Below are 16,477 nucleotides of genomic sequence, written 5' to 3' on the forward strand. Positions count from 1 at the left end.
AGTAAGGCTTACCTTCTTTCTAGCTCGGGAGCTCGTATGGCCCCTCTCCGCAGGGCCGGCGGCCTGTTCGTCGCCGCCGCCGCCGTTCTGACCGTCGTGGCGTGCGGCGCGTCCTCAACGCCCGCCGTGCCCGCCACGTCCGCCGCGCCGGGCGCGTCCGCCGCCGCCGCGTCGGCCGTCCGGGAGGTCAAGGACGCCACCGGCACCCTGATCAAGGTGCCGGCCGAGCCCAAGCGCGTGGTCACCCTGACCCAGGAGGACCTGGACGCCGTTCTGGCCCTCGGCGTGACCCCGGTCGGCATCACCAACGGGCAGGGCATCGGCACGCCGCCCGCGTACCTGGCCGACCGGGTCAAGGGCGTCCCGATCGTGGGGAACCTGCTGCAACCGGTCATCGACAAGGTCGTCGAGGCCGCGCCGGACCTGATCCTCGCCGGCGACCTTCAGGACCAGCAGGTCCTCGACCAGCTCCGCAAGATCACCCCGGCCACCGTGGTGACGATGGCGCCCACCGACGACTGGAAGCTGTCGTTCATGGGCGTCGGCAACGCCCTCAACAAGCTGGACGTCGCCAAGAAGGTCATGGCCGACTACGACGCCCGCGTCGCCGAGGCCAAGACCAAGGTCAAGCCGGCCGAGGTGAGCATCGTGCGCTGGAACCCGCAGGGCCCGAGCTGGATGGAGAAGCGGCAGTTCGCCGGCTTCGTCGCCACCGACCTCGGCATGACCCGTCCCGCCGCCCAGGACAAGGACGGCACCGCCCACTCCATGCCGCTCAGCCTGGAGGCGCTGTCGGACATCGACGGCGAATGGCTGTTCGTCTCCACGCTGACCGCCGACGGCGAGAAGACGCTCGCCGAGATCCGGCAGACCCCGGCGTTCAAGGAGCTGAAGGCGGTCAAGGCGGGCCACGTGGTGTCGGTGAACGGCTCCGTCTGGAGCACCCGCGGCGCCCCGCTGGCCGCCGCCGTCGTCATCGACGACCTGGTCAAGGCCCTGACAGCAGGCTGACCGCGCCCAGGGGCGGCCCGCGTGAGGTACGGGCCGTCACGGCTGTGCCGCCTTCTCGGGTTTCCGGTCGTCGGTATCCGCCCGTGGGGCTCGGCGCCGGACGCTCAGGCTCACCAGCCCGGTCACCGCCAGGCCGATCAAACCCAGGGCCATGCCGATCCAGGCCGGTGCCGCGTACCCGTGCCCGGCCTCGACGGTGAGTCCGGCGAGCAGCGAGCCGAGGGTGTTGGCCAGGTTGAAGGCGCCGATGTTGGCCGCCGAGGCCAGGGCGGGCGCCTGCGAGGCGCTGTCCAGCACCCACGTCTGCAGCGGCGGGATCGTCGCGAAGGCGGCCACTCCGAACAGGACGATCGCGGCGATGAAGGCCGGCTGGTCGTCCGCTGCCACGGCGACGATCGCCGACAGGACGGTGAGGGCGCCGACGGAGACGTAGACCGCGGGCAGCACGGCCCGGTCGGCCAGCCGGCCGCCGAGGAGGTTGCCCGCGACCAGGCCGATCCCCAGCAGCCCCATGACCATGGGCACCGTACCCGGGGAGAAGCCGCCCACGTCGGTCATCATCGGCGCGATGAAGGTGATCACCGTGAACACGGGCGCGAATCCGAACACGGTCATGGCCAGCGCCAGCCACACGCCGCCCCGCCGGAAGACGCCCAGCTCACGCAGGAGGCTCTGTCCTCGGGGGAGAGGTCAGCGCGGGTAGGCGCCGCCGTCCAGGCTCAGCACCTGGTTGGTGAGATATCCGTTGCGCAGGACGGCCAGCGCCAGGTCGGCGACCTCCTCGGGCCGGCCGAACCGGCCGACGGGCAACGTACGGGGATCGGCGCCGCCGGGCAGCATGCGTGTCTCGGCGATCAGGGCGGGCGCCAGGGCGTTGACCGTCACGCCATGGGAGGCGACGCGGGCGGCCAGGAAGTGGGTCAGGCCGTGCAGGCCGGCCTTGGAGGCGGCGTAGTCCGCGCCGATGACGCCGCCGGTGAAGGCGGCGACCGAGGACATGAACAACACGCGCCCGTACCCGCGCGCGGCCATGCCCGGCAGGGCGTGCTGGGCCAGCAGGAAGGGGGCACGCAGGTTGATCGCGAGCGTGCGGTCCCACGCCTGGAGGTCGAGCGTGGCGTAGTCCTGTTGGAGCGCGTGTCCGGCGTTGGGGATCAGGATGTCGACGGGGCCGCCGAGCGCGTCGGCGGCCTCGTTCGGCAGCCTGGCCGGGACGTCCGGGTCGGCGAGGTCGCCGGCGAGCGCGACCGCGTCGACCCCCGCGTTCCGGGCCTGGGCGACCAGCTCGTGGGCCGGGCCGGAGTGCGAACCGTAGACGAAGGCGGTCCTCACCCCGGCGGCGATGAGGCGGCGGCCCAGTGCCCGGCCGATGCCGCCTGACGCCCCGGTGAGCAGGGCCACCCTGCCGGACAGCTCCTCCAGGTAGCGGGCGTTGGCCAGCGGACCGGCGTCCACGGCGTCGAAGCCGAGCTGCGCGCCCAGCTCCAGCACGGTCTTCTTGGCGGTCTCGTCGTCGGCGGCCACCGGCAGGAACAGGCCAGGTGTGTCCAGCGTGGCGGCGAACACGGTGTTGAAGGCCTTGACGACTCGGGCGCCGGGCAGTGCGGCGGCCACCTGCTCGCCCGCCGAGGTGGTGTGCCCGATGGTCAGCGACATGAAGTCGGCCGCCAGCGGGTTGGTGACGTCGATCACGACCTTGTCCCGCAGGGCGGTCCTGATCCCGGCGTCGAACTGGGCGACGGCGGAGAACGGCACGGCCGGCACGGTGACGTCGGCCGCGGCGGCGAGCCCGGCGACCTGGGCCGGAGCGGTGGACGAGTTCGCCGTGGTGACCGTGTGCCCGGCCGTGGCGAGACGGCGTGCCAGCGCGGAGCCGACGTTGCCCTTGCCGATGATGCTGATCTTCATGAGTGGCCTTTCCAGGATGTGGGGGCGCGTCGATGGCACGACGCGAGATGCGTCGAATTCGACCCCCCAGCGGCGGTGCATCACCGAGCTCGCCGACCTGATGATCACCTCGCGCAGCGGCCTGAGCTACCAGGTGGCCCAGCTGGAGAAGGCCGGACTGCTACGCCGCGAAACCGACGCCAGCGACGAACGCAGGGCCATGGTCGTCATCACCGAAGACGGCCGGCGACTCCTCGCGAAGACCGCGCCCGGACATGTGGCGGCGGTCCGCGACGGCCTGATCGATCTGTTGACCGGCGAGCAGGTCGCCCAGCTCGCCGACATCATGGACGATGTGCGCACCCGGCTGCGTCCCCGCGTGGTGCCGGCCGCCTCCCGCAGGAAGGCCACCTGACCGGCCCGCCGCCCCGCGGCTCCCTCGTCGCCGGTTCCCCCCTGCGGGCGGCCACCGCCCGCACCGGCTACGCCCGCCCCCTGGCCGCCCAATGGCATCCCGCGCGAGCGGGCGGCGTTCTACTGGTCGCGTGCGCCGCGGCCGGAGTAGCCCAGCCCTTCGGCCAGCAGCGTGGCAGCCTTGGCGATCACGCTGTTGTCCATGGTCGCGGTGGGGTCGTTGCGATTGGTGTAGACGGCGATGATCAGCGGCGCGCCGGACGGCGGCCAGGCGACGGCGATGTCGTTGCCCGGCGCGTACGGCCCGGAGCCACCCCCGGTCTTGTCGCCGACGGTCCAGTTCTTCGGCAGCCCGGCGCGGATGCGTTCGGTACCGGTGACGCTGGCCCGCAGCCAGTCGTTCAGCCGCTGCCGGTCCTCAGGGACGAGGGTGCTGCCCAGGGTGAGTTTCTGCAGGTTGCGAGCCATGAACGCGGGCTTGATGGTGTCGCGCTTCTCGTCCGGCTTCCAGTCGTTGAGCTCCGGCTCCCAGCGGTCGAGCCGCCCGATCGGATCCCCGAGGGAACGGTAGTAGCGGGTCAGCCCCGCGGGTCCGCCGATCTGCTTGAGCAGCAGGTTCGCCGCGGTGTTGTCGCTGGCGGTGACGGCCGCGTGGCACAGGCGGTCCACGGTCATGCCGTTCTTGAGGTTCTCCGGTAGCTCGGTGATCGGCGAGTTCGTGACCAGCTCCTTGGCGGTCCAGCGCAGCGTACGGTTCAGCAGGCCGGGATCGGTCGTCCGGGCCTTGGCCAAGATGGCGCCGCACAGGACGGCCTTGAAGGTGGAGGCGCTGGGGAACAGCTCGCCGCCCCGGTAGGAGATGGTCTTGCCGGTGCCTGTGTCGATCGCGTAGGCCCCGATGCGCCCCTGGTAGGAGTTCTCGAGCGCGCGCAGTCGCTTCTTGACGTCGGCCGTGCCGCTCGCGAACTGCGCGGCGGCGACGGCGGACGCCGAACGCGTGTCGGCCCCTGCCGTACCGGCCAGGCCGACGACGGCTGTCATCGCCGTGGTGGTCGCCAGTACGGCGGCTCCGAGCTTGCTCCGCAGTCCCCCGCGATGAACGTGTCTCATCTCGACTCCCCGCACTCGATCCGGATCCTCGTAAGAACGACCAGAAGATCAGAGACGGCAACGAGACGTCCAATAGCGGTGTGGGACCACGGCCGATAAGGATTCCGATATTCACCCAGGTAACCGGTTCCGAGCCCGGCACTCCTCAAGTCCGGGCGCGCGTTCCTTCGAGTACGCCGTAGCCGACGAAGGTGAACATGCGCTCACCCGGGACCAGCGGTTCCGGCCGGCCCGTGAAGCGGTGCACGCCGACGCCGAACCCCGCCTCCGGGTCCGACAACCAGCGCCGTTCGAAGCCGCGTTCCTCGAACCAGTCGCAGATCAGCGGCACCCGATCGGGTGCCTCGCGGTGCCGGGTCCAGATGATCGTGGCGCCCGTGTCGCACAACTGCGAGCAGTGGCCGACGGTGCGCCGGATGTCCTCGTCGGTGATGTTGCCGAACACCCCGCACGCCAGCACGAGGTCGGCGGGCGCCATGCCCCGGTAGCTGTCGGTGAGCGCGGCGTCGGCCGTCATCACCTCGACCCGGCCCAGGCCGCCGGCGGCGGCCGCCTGCCGGGCGATGGCGGTGTTGCGCGGGTCCAGTTCGACAAGACGGGCTCGTACGTCGTCGCGGCGTTCGTGGCCGGCCAGGACACCGAGAAGGTCCCGGCCCTGACCGGCGCAGATGCTGACCGTCTTCAGCGGACCGGGGGCGTAACCGTCCAGCGCCACCCGTATCTGCTCCTGGACGACGCGCAGCCGCCGCGCCAGCACGGAATCGGGGAGATCGTACTCGTCATGCCAGCTCCGCCAGTCCATGTCGCTCTCCCGTCGAACATCGGGGGTTGACGCCTCAGGCAGATCGGATGCCCAGACACCCATCTTGCCGCTGAGACGTCTCCATGAACGACGGCGCGCGCGACGGATCACCGGAGTCGGCTGCCGCGAACGATCATGCAAGGGGCGGGCAAAGAGCCGCAAAAGCCATGCTCTAGCGTGACCGTCATGAAGGCGGCTCGGTATTTGTTCTGGCTGGCCTGGGCGCAGAAGGGCCGGGTCGCGCTGGGCGCGATGCTGGGGACCCTTTGGATGGTGGGCCTGACGCTCCCGCCGTACCTGCTGTCCAGGGCGATCGACGACGGCCTGGCGTCCGGCTGGGTGCTGGCGCTGCTCGGCGCGGGCCTGGTCAACGCCTGGCTGGCGATGTTGCGGCACCGTACGATGACCAAGATCCGCATGGACGCCAACTTCCGCACCGTGCGCGCCCTGGTCGAGCAGATCAACAAGCTGGGCGCAGACCTGCCCAAACGCGCCTCGACGGGCGACGTGGTGACGATCGGCATCGGCGACGTCATCACCATCGCCGCCTCGCTGACGGTGACCGGCCCCGGCGTGGGCGCGGTGATCAGCTACGGCGTGGTGGCGGCGCTGCTGCTGCGGGTCTCCGTGGTGCTGGCCGTGGTGGTGCTGCTGGGCGTGCCGCTGCTGGCGCTCGTGCTCGGGCCGCTGCTCGGGCGGCTGATGAAGGTGCAGAACGGCTACCGCGAGAACCAGGGCAGGCTGACCACCCGCCTGGTCGACCTGATCGAGGGGCTGCGGGTGCTCAACGCCTTCGGCGGCAAGGACACCTACGCCGAGCGGTACCGCGCCGACTCGGCGAGCCTGCGCGAGCAGGGCTACCGGGTGGCGTCCCTGACGAGCTGGATCGGCGCGCTCGGCGCCGGGCTGCCCGCGCTGTTCCTGGCCGCCGTCACCTGGCTGGGCGCCCGCCTGGCCGCCGAGGGGACGATCACGGTGGGCGAGCTGGTCGGCGTGTACGGGTACATCGCCGTGCTGGTGGTGCCCGTCTCCTTCTTCATCGAGGGCAGTTTCCAGATCAGCCACGGCCTGGTCGCCGCCCGCCAGGTCACCCGCTTCCTCGCGCTGCGCCCCGGGGAACGATCCAGTCCCGCCGGGCCGGAGATCGCGCAGGGGAGCCTGGTCGGGCTGGCCGGCGCCCGGCCCGAGGAGAGCGTGGCGCTGCTCGAAGGGCTGGGCGGGTTCGACGGCACCTCCCTGATCGCCGACCACGACGCCGCCCTGTTCGCCGGCACGCTGCGCGAGGTCCTCCAGGGCCGGGGCGAGGCGGACGACGAGGCCGTCCACCGCGCCGTGCACGTCGCCGCGGCGCAGGACGTGGTCGCCGGGCTGCGCCACGGGCTCGACTCGGTGATCGAACCCGGCGGGCGCAACCTGTCGGGCGGCCAGCGGCAGCGCGTGCGCCTGGCCCGGGCCCTGCTGGCCGAGCCCGAGGTGCTGCTGGCCGTGGAGCCCACCTCCGCGCTCGACGCGCACACCGAGTCCCTCCTGGCAGGGCGCCTCCGTACGGCCCGCGCCGGCCGTACGACGGTCGTGGCCACCACCTCGCCGCTGCTGCTCGCCCAGGCCGACCAGGTGCTGTTCATCGAGGACGGGCAGGTGGCCGCCACCGGCACCCACCGCGAGCTGATGGAGTCCACCCCCGCCTACCGATCGCTGCTCGCATGAACCGCGACCTGCCCGTCGCCGACCCCCGGCAGGTACGGCGGGCCGCCCTGCGCCTGGTCGGGCGCGACATGCCGGGCTTCACCGCGACGCTGCTGCTCAACAGCCTCGCGGCGGCCGCGGCGCTGGTCAGCCCGTGGTTGCTGGGCGACATCGTCGACGTCATCAGCGCCGGAGGCACGGTCGACGTGCTCGCCGCGATCGCCGTGGGCGCGGCGCTGGCCCAGCTGATCCTGTCCAGGTACGCCGAGAAGATCGGCACCCGCTTCAGCGAGCGTGTCCAGGAACACATCCGCTCCGAACTCCTGGACCGCGTACTGGCCCTGCCCGCCGCCACCGTCGAGCACATCCGCACCGGCGACCTGACCGCCCGCGGAACCACCGACGTGGCCCTTGTCGGCCGCACCCTGCGTGACGCCGCACCCGCGATCCTCGTCTCGAGCCTCCAGGCGCTCTTCCTGATCGTCGCCGTCTTCCTGGTCGACCCGGCTCTGGCCGCGGCGGGCCTGCTCGCGCTGGCCGGCATCGTGGCCGCCTCCCGCTGGTACCTTCGCCGCGCCCGCACCGCCTACCTGGAGGAAGGCGCCGCCCGCTCGGAGCTGGCCGAGCACCTGGCCGCCAACGCCGCGGGCGCCCGTACCATCGAGGCCCTGGGCCTGCAGGTCAAGCGCACGCGGGCGGCGGAACAGGTGATCGAGCGCGGCCGGGTCGCTCAGCTGCGGACCCTGTTCCTGCGCAGTGTGCTGTGGCCCTCGGTGGAGGTCTCCTCGCTCCTGCCGCCCGTGCTGGTCCTGCTGCTCGGCGGGATGCTCCTGGACCGCGGCCAGGTCACGCTGGGTGCGGTCGTCACCTGCGTGCTCTACCTGCGCCAGCTCGGCCAGCCGATCGAGACGGTCCTGATCTGGCTGGAGCAGCTGCAGAGCAGCGGCGCCTCCTTCGCCAGGATCGAGGGTCTCGCGACCCCGGCGCGGGAGGAGGTCGCCGCCGCGGCGCCGCAGGGCGACCGCATCGAGGCGCGCGGCGTGCACTTCGCCTACGAAGGCGGCGACGACGTGGTGACCGGCGTCGATCTGACCGTACGGCCCGGCGAGCGCCTGGCCGTCGTCGGCCCCTCGGGGGCCGGGAAGTCCACCCTGGGCAAGCTGCTGGCCGGCATCGACCGGCCCCGCCTGGGCACGGTCACGGTCGGCTCGGTGCCCGTCGCCGACCTCTCTCCCACGCGGCTGCGCGAGCACGTCGTCCTGGTCACCCAGGAACAGCACCTGTTCCTCGGCACCGTACGCGACAACCTGCTGCTGGCGGATCCGGCGGCCGACGACGACCGCCTGGGCAAGGCGCTGGCGGCGGTCGGCGCCGACTGGGTCGCCTCGCTCGACGACGAGCTGGGGACCCAGTCGTCCGGCGCCGCCCTCGGCCCCGACCGGGCCCAGCAGCTCGCCCTGGCCAGGGTCATCCTGGCCGACCCGCACACCGTCATCCTCGACGAGGCCACCGCCATGCTCGACCCCCGTACGGCCAGGCGCGCCGAACGCTCGCTCGCCGCCGTCCTGGAAGGGCGGACCGTCATCGCGATCGCCCACCGCCTGCACACGGCCCGGGACGCCGACCGGGTGGCGGTCATGGACAACGGCCGGGTGGTGGAGGTCGGAGCCCACGACGAGCTGATCGCGGCGGGTGGCGTGTACGAGGCGCTGTGGAGATCGTGGCACGGCTCACGGGGCGTCGACGCCGACCACGACGTCCCGCAACCCTGACCGCCGAAGCCCCGGAGCCCCCTCGCCGGCCGGGATGCTACGGAATTTCCCGGCTCCGGCGCTGGTTGGCCGGGGTGATCGTCCGTTTTCGATGAGGAGAATCCCATGAACGACCACCCCGACGCCCCGGCCGTACGTCAGCTCCGGCTGGTCGTCGAGGCGGAGGACTACGAGGCGGCCCTGGCCTTCTACCGGGACGTGCTCGGCCTGACCGAGGAGGCCGCCTATTCCTCCGGCGACGGCGCCCGCGTGACGATCCTCGACGCGGGCCGGGCCACGCTGGAGATCGCGAACCCGGCGCAGAAGAAGATGATCGACGACGTCGAGGTGGGGCGGCAGGTCGCGCCGAAGATGCGGGTCGCGTTCGAGGTGGACGACTCCCGCGCGACCACCGACCGCCTGGTGTCGGCGGGCGCGACCGAGGTGGCCCCGCCCACCCTCACGCCCTGGCAGTCGCTCAACTCCCGCCTCGACGCGCCCGCCGGGCTGCACATCACCGTCTTCCAGGAGCTCGCCCCGCTGGAGGAACGCGAGAAGATGGAGGGCTTCGGCACCTCCTGACGAACTCAGGCAGCTCCCGGTCGGCGGCTCACCGGCCCGAGGGGCGGGCACGTACGTGCAGGCGCTCGCCCTGGGGGCCGAACAGCGCGAGCACCTCGGTCGGCTCCGAGGTGGGATTGGCGAAGGCGTGCGGCACCCGCGTGTCGAACTCGGCCACCTCGCCCGCCGTCAGCAGCACGTCGTGCTCGCCGAGCAGCAGGCGCAGCCGTCCCGACAACACGTACAGCCATTCGTAGCCCTCGTGGACCTGCTGCTCGTACTCGCCGTGGGGCCAGCCTGGCGGGTAGATCTGCTTGTACGCCTGCATCCCGCCCGGACGCCGGCTCAACGGGATGTACGTCATCCCGTGCCGCGACAACGGCCGCAGATGCACCCTCGGATCGCCGGTCGGCGGCGCGTCGATCAGCTCGTCCAGCGGCACCTGATGGGCTCGCGCCAGCGACAGCAGCAACTCCAGCGTGGGCCTGCGCCCGCCGGACTCCAGCCGCGACAGCGTGCTGACCGAGATCCCGGTGGCCTCGGCGAGCTGGGCCAGCGTCACCCCCCGCCGCTGCCGCAACGCCCGCAGCCGCGGCCCGACCGCCCGCAGGACCTCCTCCAGCTCCGGTGTGTCCTCCATGGGCCCAGCTTGCCATTTCGGCAACGACATTTGTCAAACCGTCCGCGCGGCCCGCACAGTGTGCCATCGGCGCATCTCTGGAGGAACTGATGGACGACACGTACGACGTGGTGGTGATCGGCGGCGGCGCGGCCGGGCTGAGCGGGGCCCTGACCCTGAGCCGGGCCCGCCGCCGGGTGCTGGTGATCGACGAGGGCCGGCCGCGCAACGCCCCGGCCGAGGGTGTGCACGTCTACCTGGGCCGCGAGGGCACCCCGCCCCTGGAGCTGCTGGCCGCCGGCCGCGACGAGGTGACCGGTTACGGCGGCGAGATCGTCACCGGCACCGCCGTCGCGGCCGAACGCCTGGACGACGGCGGCTTCCGCGTACGGCTCGCCGACGGGTCCGCGGTCGCGGCGGACCGGCTGCTGGTCACCACGGGCCTGGTGGACGAGCTGCCCGAGCTGCCCGGCGTGGCAGAGAGGTGGGGCCGCGAGGTGCTGCACTGCCCGTACTGCCACGGGTGGGAGGTACGCGACCAGCCGATCGGCGTACTGGCCGCCGGGTCGCTCGCCACGCACCAGGCGCTGCTGTGGCGGCAGTGGAGCGCGGAGGTGACCCTCTTCACCCACACCGCCCCGCCGCCCGGCGCGGACGACCTCGCCAAGCTGGCCGCCCGCGGCGTCACGGTCGTCGAGGGGCGCGTCACCGGCCTGTCGCCGGACTCCGGCCCGCTCACCGGCGTCACCCTGGAGAACGGCGACGTCGTCCCCTGCCGCGCCTTCGTCGTCGCACCCCGCTTCGCCGCCCGTTCGGCCCTGCTGGAGGATCTCGGCGTCGAGACGGCCGAGCAGCTCATGCACGGGCACGTGATGGGCACCCACGTGGTCGCCGGCCCGGCCGGAGCGACGAACGTGCCCGGCGTGTGGGTCGCCGGGAACGTGGCCGACCTGGGCGAGAACGCCATCGGCGCGGCCGCGTCGGGCGTCAGGGCGGCGGCGGCCGTCAACGCCGACCTGATCGAGGAGGAGGCCCGCCGAGCCGTGGCAGACCACGCTGCCCCGGTCTCCGGCGAGCGGTTCTGGGACGAGCGCTACAGCGGGTCCGAACGCGTCTGGAGCGGCAACCCCAACGCCCGTCTGGTCGAGGAGGTCGCGGACCTGGCCCCCGGCACCGCGCTGGAACTGGGTTGCGGCGAGGGTGCCGACGCCGTGTGGCTCGCCCGCCGCGGCTGGCGGGTCACCGCCGCCGACGTCTCCGGCGTGGCCCTGGCCCGCGCCGCCGGGCACGCCGCGGACGAGGGCCTGGCCGCGCGCATCGACTGGCAGCGCCACGACCTGGCCGAGTCCTTCCCCGACGGCGCGTACGACCTGGTCACCGCGAGCTACCTGCACTCGCCCGCCGAGCTGTCGCGCGAGAAGGTCCTGCGGGCCGCCGCCGCGGCCGTCGCGCCCGGTGGCCAGCTCCTGGTGATCGGGCACGCCGGCATGCCGCCGTGGGAGCCCGAGGCCCACCCCGGCCTGCGCCTGCCCACCCCGGGGGAGGTGCTCGACGCGCTGGAGCTCGCCGAGGGCGAGTGGGAGGTGGTGCGGGCCGAGGAGTTCGAACGTACCCAGACCGGTCCCGACGGGCGGCCGGCCACCCGCACCGACAACGTGCTGAGGGTACGGCGGCTCCCCTGACCGGCGCGGTCAGGGGAGGCGGTCGCGCAGCACGACGGGGGTGGCGTCCTCAAGGCGGGTGACGGCGCCGGCCAGGTCGTGGAAGGCGTCGATGAAGGCGTCGACCGGGTGGGGGGCGAAGTCGGCGGGTTCGCGCAGCCCGCTCTGCATGCAGGCCACGAAACGCAGGCCGGCGCCGGTGGCCGCCTGGGCGTCGGTGGGGGAGTCGCCGACGTACAGGCACTCGCGGGGGTCGCGGCCGGTCTCGGCCAGCAGCTCGTCGAAGGCGCGCGGGTCGGGCTTGCCGAAGCGGGTGTTGCCCGCGTGGTAGACGGCCGCGAGCCGGCCGTCGAGCACGTGGCCCGGCGCCGTCAGGTGTTCCATCTCGGCCTCGGTGCGCGAGGTCAGCAGCATGACCTCGCGCCCGGCGGCGTTCAGCTCGTCGAGCGTACGCAGGTTCGCCTGGGGCACGACGTCGACCCGCCCGGCCGCCGCGTACTCGCGCAGCAGCGTGTGGTGCGCGGCGAGGTAGGCGGCCAGGTCGAGGCCGGGCGAGCGCATCGGCATCGCCTCGTGCAGCGGCCGGCCCCATGTGGCCACGTGCGCGGCCCTGGACATGGGGTCGCGGCCGATGCGCGCCAGGGCCTCGTTCTCCAGCTCGAAGCACGCGGCCTCGGTGAGGCACAGCGTGTCGTCCACATCAACCACCACGGTACGGATCACAGGCCACACGATAACCGTGCCCGCGTAGTGGAGCCGGAGTCCGGGGGCGCGCACCGGCCGCCGCCGGTCAGTTGACCGTGACGATCGTCCCGGCGCCGTTGGGGTACTCGACGTAGCCGGTGTTGACGCGCGGCGTCGCGCCCGTCCACGAGGCGGTCAGCGTGAACGGCTTGCCGGTCTCCGTCTTCGGCCTGGCCGGCGTCACGGTGAGCGCGCCGCGCGCGTGCCGCGCCTCCACGACGTCGGTCTGGGTCGTGAACGCCGTGGACGTCGTCCCGGGCAGGTCGCCGAGTGTGACCACGACCAGGACGTGGCTGCCCGGCCGGGGACGGGACAACACCGCGCGGTGGTCGCCGTCCAGGCTGTACACCCACGACTCGAACTCGCGTACGCCATTGGCCTCGTAGAAGAGCAGGCCGCCCACCTGGGCCTCCGGGTCGACCGCCCTGACCCGGAACGCGGCCGCCTTGGCGCCCTCGGGCACCGTGACGGGGAACTCGCGTCCCCACACCTCGTCCTGGCTGACCGTGCCGGGTACTTCCTCGGCCGACACCGGCCCGTACGGCGTGACCTGGAACTTCTTCAGCCCCGGCGTCACCTCGAAGGACGACGAGCCCGCCGCGCCCGTGCCGCGCACCTCGGCGGGCGCCCTGGCGCTCAGCGGCGTGACCACGATCGCGCTTCGCACGTCGGCGCCCGCGCCGGTCCAGGTGAGCCGCCCGGTGACGGTGTCCGCCCCGGTCTCGGGCAGCATCTCCATGGTGACGGTGAACTCCTTGGTCTGGCCCGCCTCCTTGAAGACCAGCGTGGACGGCTTGACCTTCGCCCTGAACCCGGGCAGCTCGATCGAGGAGTGGTAGATGCCCGGCGTGAGCGCCGTCACCTTACGGGTAACGGTACGGCTGCCGAACAGCTCGCCCACCGAGATCGTCGGGTAGTTCAGGTCGGGGGCGGCCAGCGGCTTGACACCGGTGCCGGTCGCGACGCCGAGCCCTTCGAGGTAGCCGTACCAGTCCTGCGCGCCCGCGTCGTAGACCAGGCCGGGGGTGAGCATGCGGGACGGGTCCACGTGGCCGGCGCCCTGGGCGAACACGTCCGGGGTCCTGGTGTCGTACGCGGTCGTCATCATGGCCGACTTGATCGCCGTCGGCGACATCAGCGGGTTCCGGCCGAGATAGAGGGCGGCCAGGCCGGCGATGTGCGGGGTGGCCATCGAGGTGCCGGAGTAGAAGTCGAAGTCCTTGCCGTCGTTGCCGGGGGGCGCGACGGCGGCCAGGATCGCCGCGCCGGGCGCGGTGATGTCCGGCTTGAGCAGGTCGCCCCGGGCGGACAGCGCCGGACCGCGCGAGGAGAAGCTCGTGACCTCGGGGTAGGCCACGCCGTCGGCAGGGGCCGGGAGCAGGGTGGCCGTGGCGCCCGGCGTGGCCGCGTACGCCGCGATCCGGGCCGCGTCGGGCGCGTCCACGTGCACGGTCGGGACGGCGTGCAGGTCGGCGTCGGTGGAAGCGGCGGCCGGGTTGCCCAGCACCATGCCGGCGCCGCCGGCCCGCCGGACCTCGGCCGACTTGTCCACGCGGGCGGTCGTCCCGCGCGCGCAATAGACGATCTTCCCGGCCGTCGCGGCCGGGTCGAGCGAGCCGGCCGCGCACACCTCGGCGTCGGCGTCGGTGGCCTGAGCGGCCTTCACCGACACGGCGGTGACCAGCGGCTTCGGGCCGAGCGGCGCGACGACCGAGGTGCTGGTGCCCCGGTAGGCGGCGCCGTTGCCGAGCCGGACCTCGCCCCGGTACGGCGCGATCGTGCCGGCGGCGACCGTCGTCGTCCAGGGCGCGGTGTTGTCCAGCGTGGAGGCGTCGGGGCCGGAGTTGCCGCCCGCGGTCGCGACGAAGACGCCGGCCTGGGCGGCGGCGAGGAAGGCGAGCTGGATCGGGTCGTCGGCGGCCGACTCCGACGCGGTGCTGCCGATCGAGTAGTTGATCACATCGACGCCGTCGGCCACCGCCTGGTCGATGGCCGCGATGAGGTCGGAGCTGAAGCCGCCGGTCGTGCCGCCGTCCTTGCCCTGCCAGAGCGCCTTGTAGACGGCGACGGCCGCGCCGGGCGCGACGCCCGAGATCGCGCCGAAGTCGATGCCGTTCGCGGCGGCGGGGACGCCGTGGTCACCCGCCGCGGTGCCGGCGGTGTGCGAGCCGTGGCCCTGCGCGTCGCGCGGGGACAGGAAGTCGTCACGCTTGTCCGGCGGGTTGGCCCGGAGCCACTGCTCGCCGAAGTAGCGGGCGCCGATCAGCTTCCCGTTGCACAGGTCGGCGGTGAAGCGCTCGCCGGTCTGGCACACGCCCGTGAACGTGGAGCCGTCGGCCTTGTGCATGACCGTGGCCCCGTCCTTGAGGTAGGGCCGGTACGGGTCGGCGTCCGTGGGCGGCTCGGTCCCGAGGGCCGGTCCGGCGAAGGACGGGTTCTCCGGCCAGATGCCGGTGTCCACGACGCCCACGACCACGCCCTTGCCCGCCTTGTCCACGCCGCCGAGCCCGGCCCACAGGCCGCGGTCGCCGGACAGGCGGAGGAAGTCGGTGGAGTTGCGGTCGTCCAGTGCCTTGTGCAGGACGTCCGGGGTGACGGACAACACGCCCCGCGTGGCGTGCAGCCGCAGCGCCTGGGCGGGGGTGAGGTCGGCGGTGAAGCTGTTGGAGGCGACCACGTGGTGGGCGTTGGCGGCGGCGCCGACGCTGCGGGCCACCTCGTCCTGCCGCTTGGTCAGGCGGTCGCGGTAGCGCTTGGCGTGGGCGCTGGAGGTGTCGACCTTCCTGCCCTTGCCACCCTTGGTGGGCGCGATGCCGGTCACGCCGCCGTCGTAGGTGGCGAGGGGCGACTCGGTCAGGGTGACGACGTAGGGGGAGGGGGCGGCGGCGGGCGGGGTGGAGGCCGCCGCGGGCAGGGCCACTGCCGGTACGGCGGCGGTGACCGCCAGGGCGGCGGCCAGCGCCAGTGCGCGGTGAACGCGGGTGTTGCGGGACATTGCTCCTCAAGGGGGGATGAGCCTGGTCACCCGTCCGGGGAGGATCACCGGAGGGCCGTCATGGAGTCAAGCGCCCAGTGGAGATCAGTGTCGAGATATAGTGCTGACATTTTCGGCCACGTGACCAAAAATGACATTTTCGGATGGTGCTTCTTGGGGGACCGGTCTGTGCTCGGCGCGGTGGGCGTCCCGGACTTCGACGAACGGCTCTACCGGTTGCTGCTGCGCCGGCCCGGCCTGCGTACGGCGGAGTCCGCGGCCGCGCTGGGCGTCGGCCCCGCCCGGGTGCGCCCCGCGCTGGCCCGCCTGGCCGAGGCCGGGCTGCTGCGCCGCACCGCGCCCGGCCGGTACGAGGCCGTGCCGCCGGAGGTGGCGATCGAATGGCTGGTGGACCGCCGCCGCCTGGAGGCCGAGGCCCGGCTCGCCGCGGTCAGGACGGTCGTGTCGGACTTCGCCCAGCTCTACCACTCCGGCCGGATGGGGTCCGGGCCCGCGGGCGTTGTGGAGGTCCTGGCCGGGGAGGAGGCCGTCAAGCGGGTGATCACCGAACTCCAGCGGACGGTCAGCGTGGAACTGCTCGGCTTCGACCGCCCGCCGTACGTGGGCCGCCCCGACGACTCCCAGGACACCAACGAGTCGGAGCTGGCCGGCACCAGGCAGCTGCTGGCACGCGGCGTGGACATCCGCGTGGTCTACTGCGCCGAGTCCCTGGACCGGCCCGGCCGCCTGGAGACCCTGATCCGGCTGGCCGAGGAGGGCGAGCGGTCCAGGTTCGTCGGCCGCCTGCCGTTCAAGCTGCGCATCGCCGACCGCCGGATCGGCCTGTTCCCGCTGGTGGACGGCGTCTACGACAACATCGCGCTGCTGCACCCCTCCCGCCTGCTGGACGCGCTGGTGGAGCTGTTCGACGTCTACTGGGAACGCGGCCGGCCGCTGGCGGGGCTGCCCAGGGCGGCCCAGGAACGCCCGGCAGAGGCGGACCTGCTCGTCCTGCGCCTGCTCAACGCCGGTCTCAAGGACGAGGCCATCGGCCGGCACCTGGGCGTCAGCGCCAGGACGGCCACCCGCAAGATCGCCGCCGTGGTGGAGAGCCTCGGCGTGACCTCCCGCTTCCAGGCGGGCGCGGAGGCCGCCGCCCGCGGCTGGCTCTAGAACCCCGGCCCGGCGCACATCGGCCGATCTTCGCTTACTGTGCAAATCGGGGGTTGCGCTGCGGGAGAATGTCCTCGCCGGGGC

At 73.0% G+C, this 16,477-nt stretch carries 14 protein-coding genes; 7 read left to right on the forward strand and 7 right to left on the reverse strand.

Going from position 1 to position 16,477, the window contains the following annotated elements; genetic code table 11:
- Nucleotides 1-36 precede the first annotated feature (36 nt).
- Nucleotides 37-1,011, forward strand: coding sequence for an iron-siderophore ABC transporter substrate-binding protein (locus tag DMB42_RS27935; RefSeq protein ID WP_125637996.1), 975 nt, complete (start codon nucleotides 37-39; stop codon nucleotides 1,009-1,011).
- A gap of 36 nt (nucleotides 1,012-1,047) precedes the next feature.
- On the opposite strand, the gene DMB42_RS27940 is transcribed toward DMB42_RS27935, so the two are convergent.
- A complete protein-coding gene (locus DMB42_RS27940; protein ID WP_396983858.1) occupies nucleotides 1,048-1,677 on the reverse strand; it encodes an MFS transporter in 630 nt (209 codons plus the stop codon).
- A gap of 24 nt (nucleotides 1,678-1,701) precedes the next feature.
- Nucleotides 1,702-2,919 carry an SDR family NAD(P)-dependent oxidoreductase gene (locus tag DMB42_RS27945; RefSeq protein WP_125637998.1) on the reverse strand — a complete coding sequence of 406 codons (1,218 nt, stop codon included), beginning with the start codon at nucleotides 2,917-2,919 and terminating at the stop codon, nucleotides 1,702-1,704.
- Here DMB42_RS27945 and DMB42_RS27950 point away from each other — a divergent pair.
- Complete coding sequence (locus DMB42_RS27950; protein WP_125637999.1) at nucleotides 2,903-3,313, forward strand: MarR family winged helix-turn-helix transcriptional regulator; 411 nt, start codon at nucleotides 2,903-2,905, stop codon at nucleotides 3,311-3,313. The genes DMB42_RS27945 and DMB42_RS27950 overlap by 17 nt on opposite strands.
- 119 nt (nucleotides 3,314-3,432) lie before the next feature.
- Here DMB42_RS27950 and bla read toward each other — a convergent pair whose 3' ends face one another.
- Entirely contained in the window at nucleotides 3,433-4,422 is a 990-nt protein-coding gene (gene bla, locus DMB42_RS27955; RefSeq protein WP_125638000.1) for a class A beta-lactamase, read from the reverse strand.
- Between the two features lie 145 nt (nucleotides 4,423-4,567).
- Nucleotides 4,568-5,224 carry an SAM-dependent methyltransferase gene (locus tag DMB42_RS27960; protein WP_125638001.1) on the reverse strand — a complete coding sequence of 219 codons (657 nt, stop codon included), beginning with the start codon at nucleotides 5,222-5,224 and terminating at the stop codon, nucleotides 4,568-4,570.
- A 186-nt stretch (nucleotides 5,225-5,410) separates the two neighbouring features.
- Here DMB42_RS27960 and DMB42_RS27965 point away from each other — a divergent pair, with 186 nt between their 5' ends.
- The 3 genes from DMB42_RS27965 (at nucleotide 5,411) to DMB42_RS27975 (ending at nucleotide 9,243) form a co-directional block, all read left to right on the forward strand.
- Nucleotides 5,411-6,931 (forward strand): ABC transporter ATP-binding protein, encoded by a 1,521-nt coding sequence (locus DMB42_RS27965; RefSeq protein ID WP_260477997.1) that lies wholly within the window; start codon nucleotides 5,411-5,413, stop codon nucleotides 6,929-6,931.
- Nucleotides 6,928-8,682 carry an ABC transporter ATP-binding protein gene (locus tag DMB42_RS27970; RefSeq protein WP_125638003.1) on the forward strand — a complete coding sequence of 585 codons (1,755 nt, stop codon included), beginning with the start codon at nucleotides 6,928-6,930 and terminating at the stop codon, nucleotides 8,680-8,682. The genes DMB42_RS27965 and DMB42_RS27970 overlap by 4 nt, the downstream gene beginning before the upstream one ends.
- 105 nt (nucleotides 8,683-8,787) lie before the next feature.
- Nucleotides 8,788-9,243 carry a VOC family protein gene (locus DMB42_RS27975; RefSeq protein ID WP_125638004.1) on the forward strand — a complete coding sequence of 152 codons (456 nt, stop codon included), beginning with the start codon at nucleotides 8,788-8,790 and terminating at the stop codon, nucleotides 9,241-9,243.
- Between the two features lie 28 nt (nucleotides 9,244-9,271).
- Here the strand turns inward: DMB42_RS27975 and DMB42_RS27980 are convergent, their stop codons facing one another.
- Nucleotides 9,272-9,862, reverse strand: coding sequence for a helix-turn-helix transcriptional regulator (locus DMB42_RS27980; protein ID WP_125638005.1), 591 nt, complete (start codon nucleotides 9,860-9,862; stop codon nucleotides 9,272-9,274).
- A gap of 89 nt (nucleotides 9,863-9,951) precedes the next feature.
- On the opposite strand from DMB42_RS27980, the gene DMB42_RS27985 reads away from it, so the two are divergent.
- Nucleotides 9,952-11,523 carry an FAD-dependent oxidoreductase gene (locus DMB42_RS27985; protein ID WP_185844895.1) on the forward strand — a complete coding sequence of 524 codons (1,572 nt, stop codon included), beginning with the start codon at nucleotides 9,952-9,954 and terminating at the stop codon, nucleotides 11,521-11,523.
- Between the two features lie 9 nt (nucleotides 11,524-11,532).
- Here DMB42_RS27985 and DMB42_RS27990 read toward each other — a convergent pair whose 3' ends face one another.
- Entirely contained in the window at nucleotides 11,533-12,225 is a 693-nt protein-coding gene (locus tag DMB42_RS27990) for an HAD family hydrolase (protein WP_221762370.1), read from the reverse strand.
- Between the two features lie 67 nt (nucleotides 12,226-12,292).
- Nucleotides 12,293-15,241 carry a S8 family serine peptidase gene (locus DMB42_RS27995; RefSeq protein ID WP_125638006.1) on the reverse strand — a complete coding sequence of 983 codons (2,949 nt, stop codon included), beginning with the start codon at nucleotides 15,239-15,241 and terminating at the stop codon, nucleotides 12,293-12,295.
- Between the two features lie 153 nt (nucleotides 15,242-15,394).
- Here DMB42_RS27995 and DMB42_RS28000 point away from each other — a divergent pair, with 153 nt between their 5' ends.
- Nucleotides 15,395-16,393, forward strand: coding sequence for a hypothetical protein (locus tag DMB42_RS28000; RefSeq protein WP_221762371.1), 999 nt, complete (start codon nucleotides 15,395-15,397; stop codon nucleotides 16,391-16,393).
- Nucleotides 16,394-16,477 lie beyond the last annotated feature (84 nt).

The organism is Nonomuraea sp. WAC 01424 (genome assembly GCF_003947315.1).
Classification (GTDB): domain Bacteria; phylum Actinomycetota; class Actinomycetes; order Streptosporangiales; family Streptosporangiaceae; genus Nonomuraea; species Nonomuraea spiralis.

Excerpts from the sequence above, each read along its gene's own strand:
- DMB42_RS27935 (WP_125637996.1), top strand. The coding sequence starts at position 37 with ATGGCCCCTCTCCGCAGGGCCGGCGGCCTGTTCGTCGCCGCCGCCGCC.
- DMB42_RS27950 (WP_125637999.1), top strand. The coding sequence starts at position 2,903 with ATGATGCTGATCTTCATGAGTGGCCTTTCCAGGATGTGGGGGCGCGTC.
- DMB42_RS27945 (WP_125637998.1), bottom strand. The coding sequence starts at position 2,919 with ATGAAGATCAGCATCATCGGCAAGGGCAACGTCGGCTCCGCGCTGGCA.
- bla (WP_125638000.1), bottom strand. The coding sequence starts at position 4,422 with ATGAGACACGTTCATCGCGGGGGACTGCGGAGCAAGCTCGGAGCCGCC.
- DMB42_RS27960 (WP_125638001.1), bottom strand. The coding sequence starts at position 5,224 with ATGGACTGGCGGAGCTGGCATGACGAGTACGATCTCCCCGATTCCGTG.
- DMB42_RS27965 (WP_260477997.1), top strand. The coding sequence starts at position 5,411 with ATGAAGGCGGCTCGGTATTTGTTCTGGCTGGCCTGGGCGCAGAAGGGC.
- DMB42_RS27970 (WP_125638003.1), top strand. The coding sequence starts at position 6,928 with ATGAACCGCGACCTGCCCGTCGCCGACCCCCGGCAGGTACGGCGGGCC.
- DMB42_RS27975 (WP_125638004.1), top strand. The coding sequence starts at position 8,788 with ATGAACGACCACCCCGACGCCCCGGCCGTACGTCAGCTCCGGCTGGTC.
- DMB42_RS27980 (WP_125638005.1), bottom strand. The coding sequence starts at position 9,862 with ATGGAGGACACACCGGAGCTGGAGGAGGTCCTGCGGGCGGTCGGGCCG.
- DMB42_RS27985 (WP_185844895.1), top strand. The coding sequence starts at position 9,952 with ATGGACGACACGTACGACGTGGTGGTGATCGGCGGCGGCGCGGCCGGG.
- DMB42_RS27995 (WP_125638006.1), bottom strand. The coding sequence starts at position 15,241 with ATGTCCCGCAACACCCGCGTTCACCGCGCACTGGCGCTGGCCGCCGCC.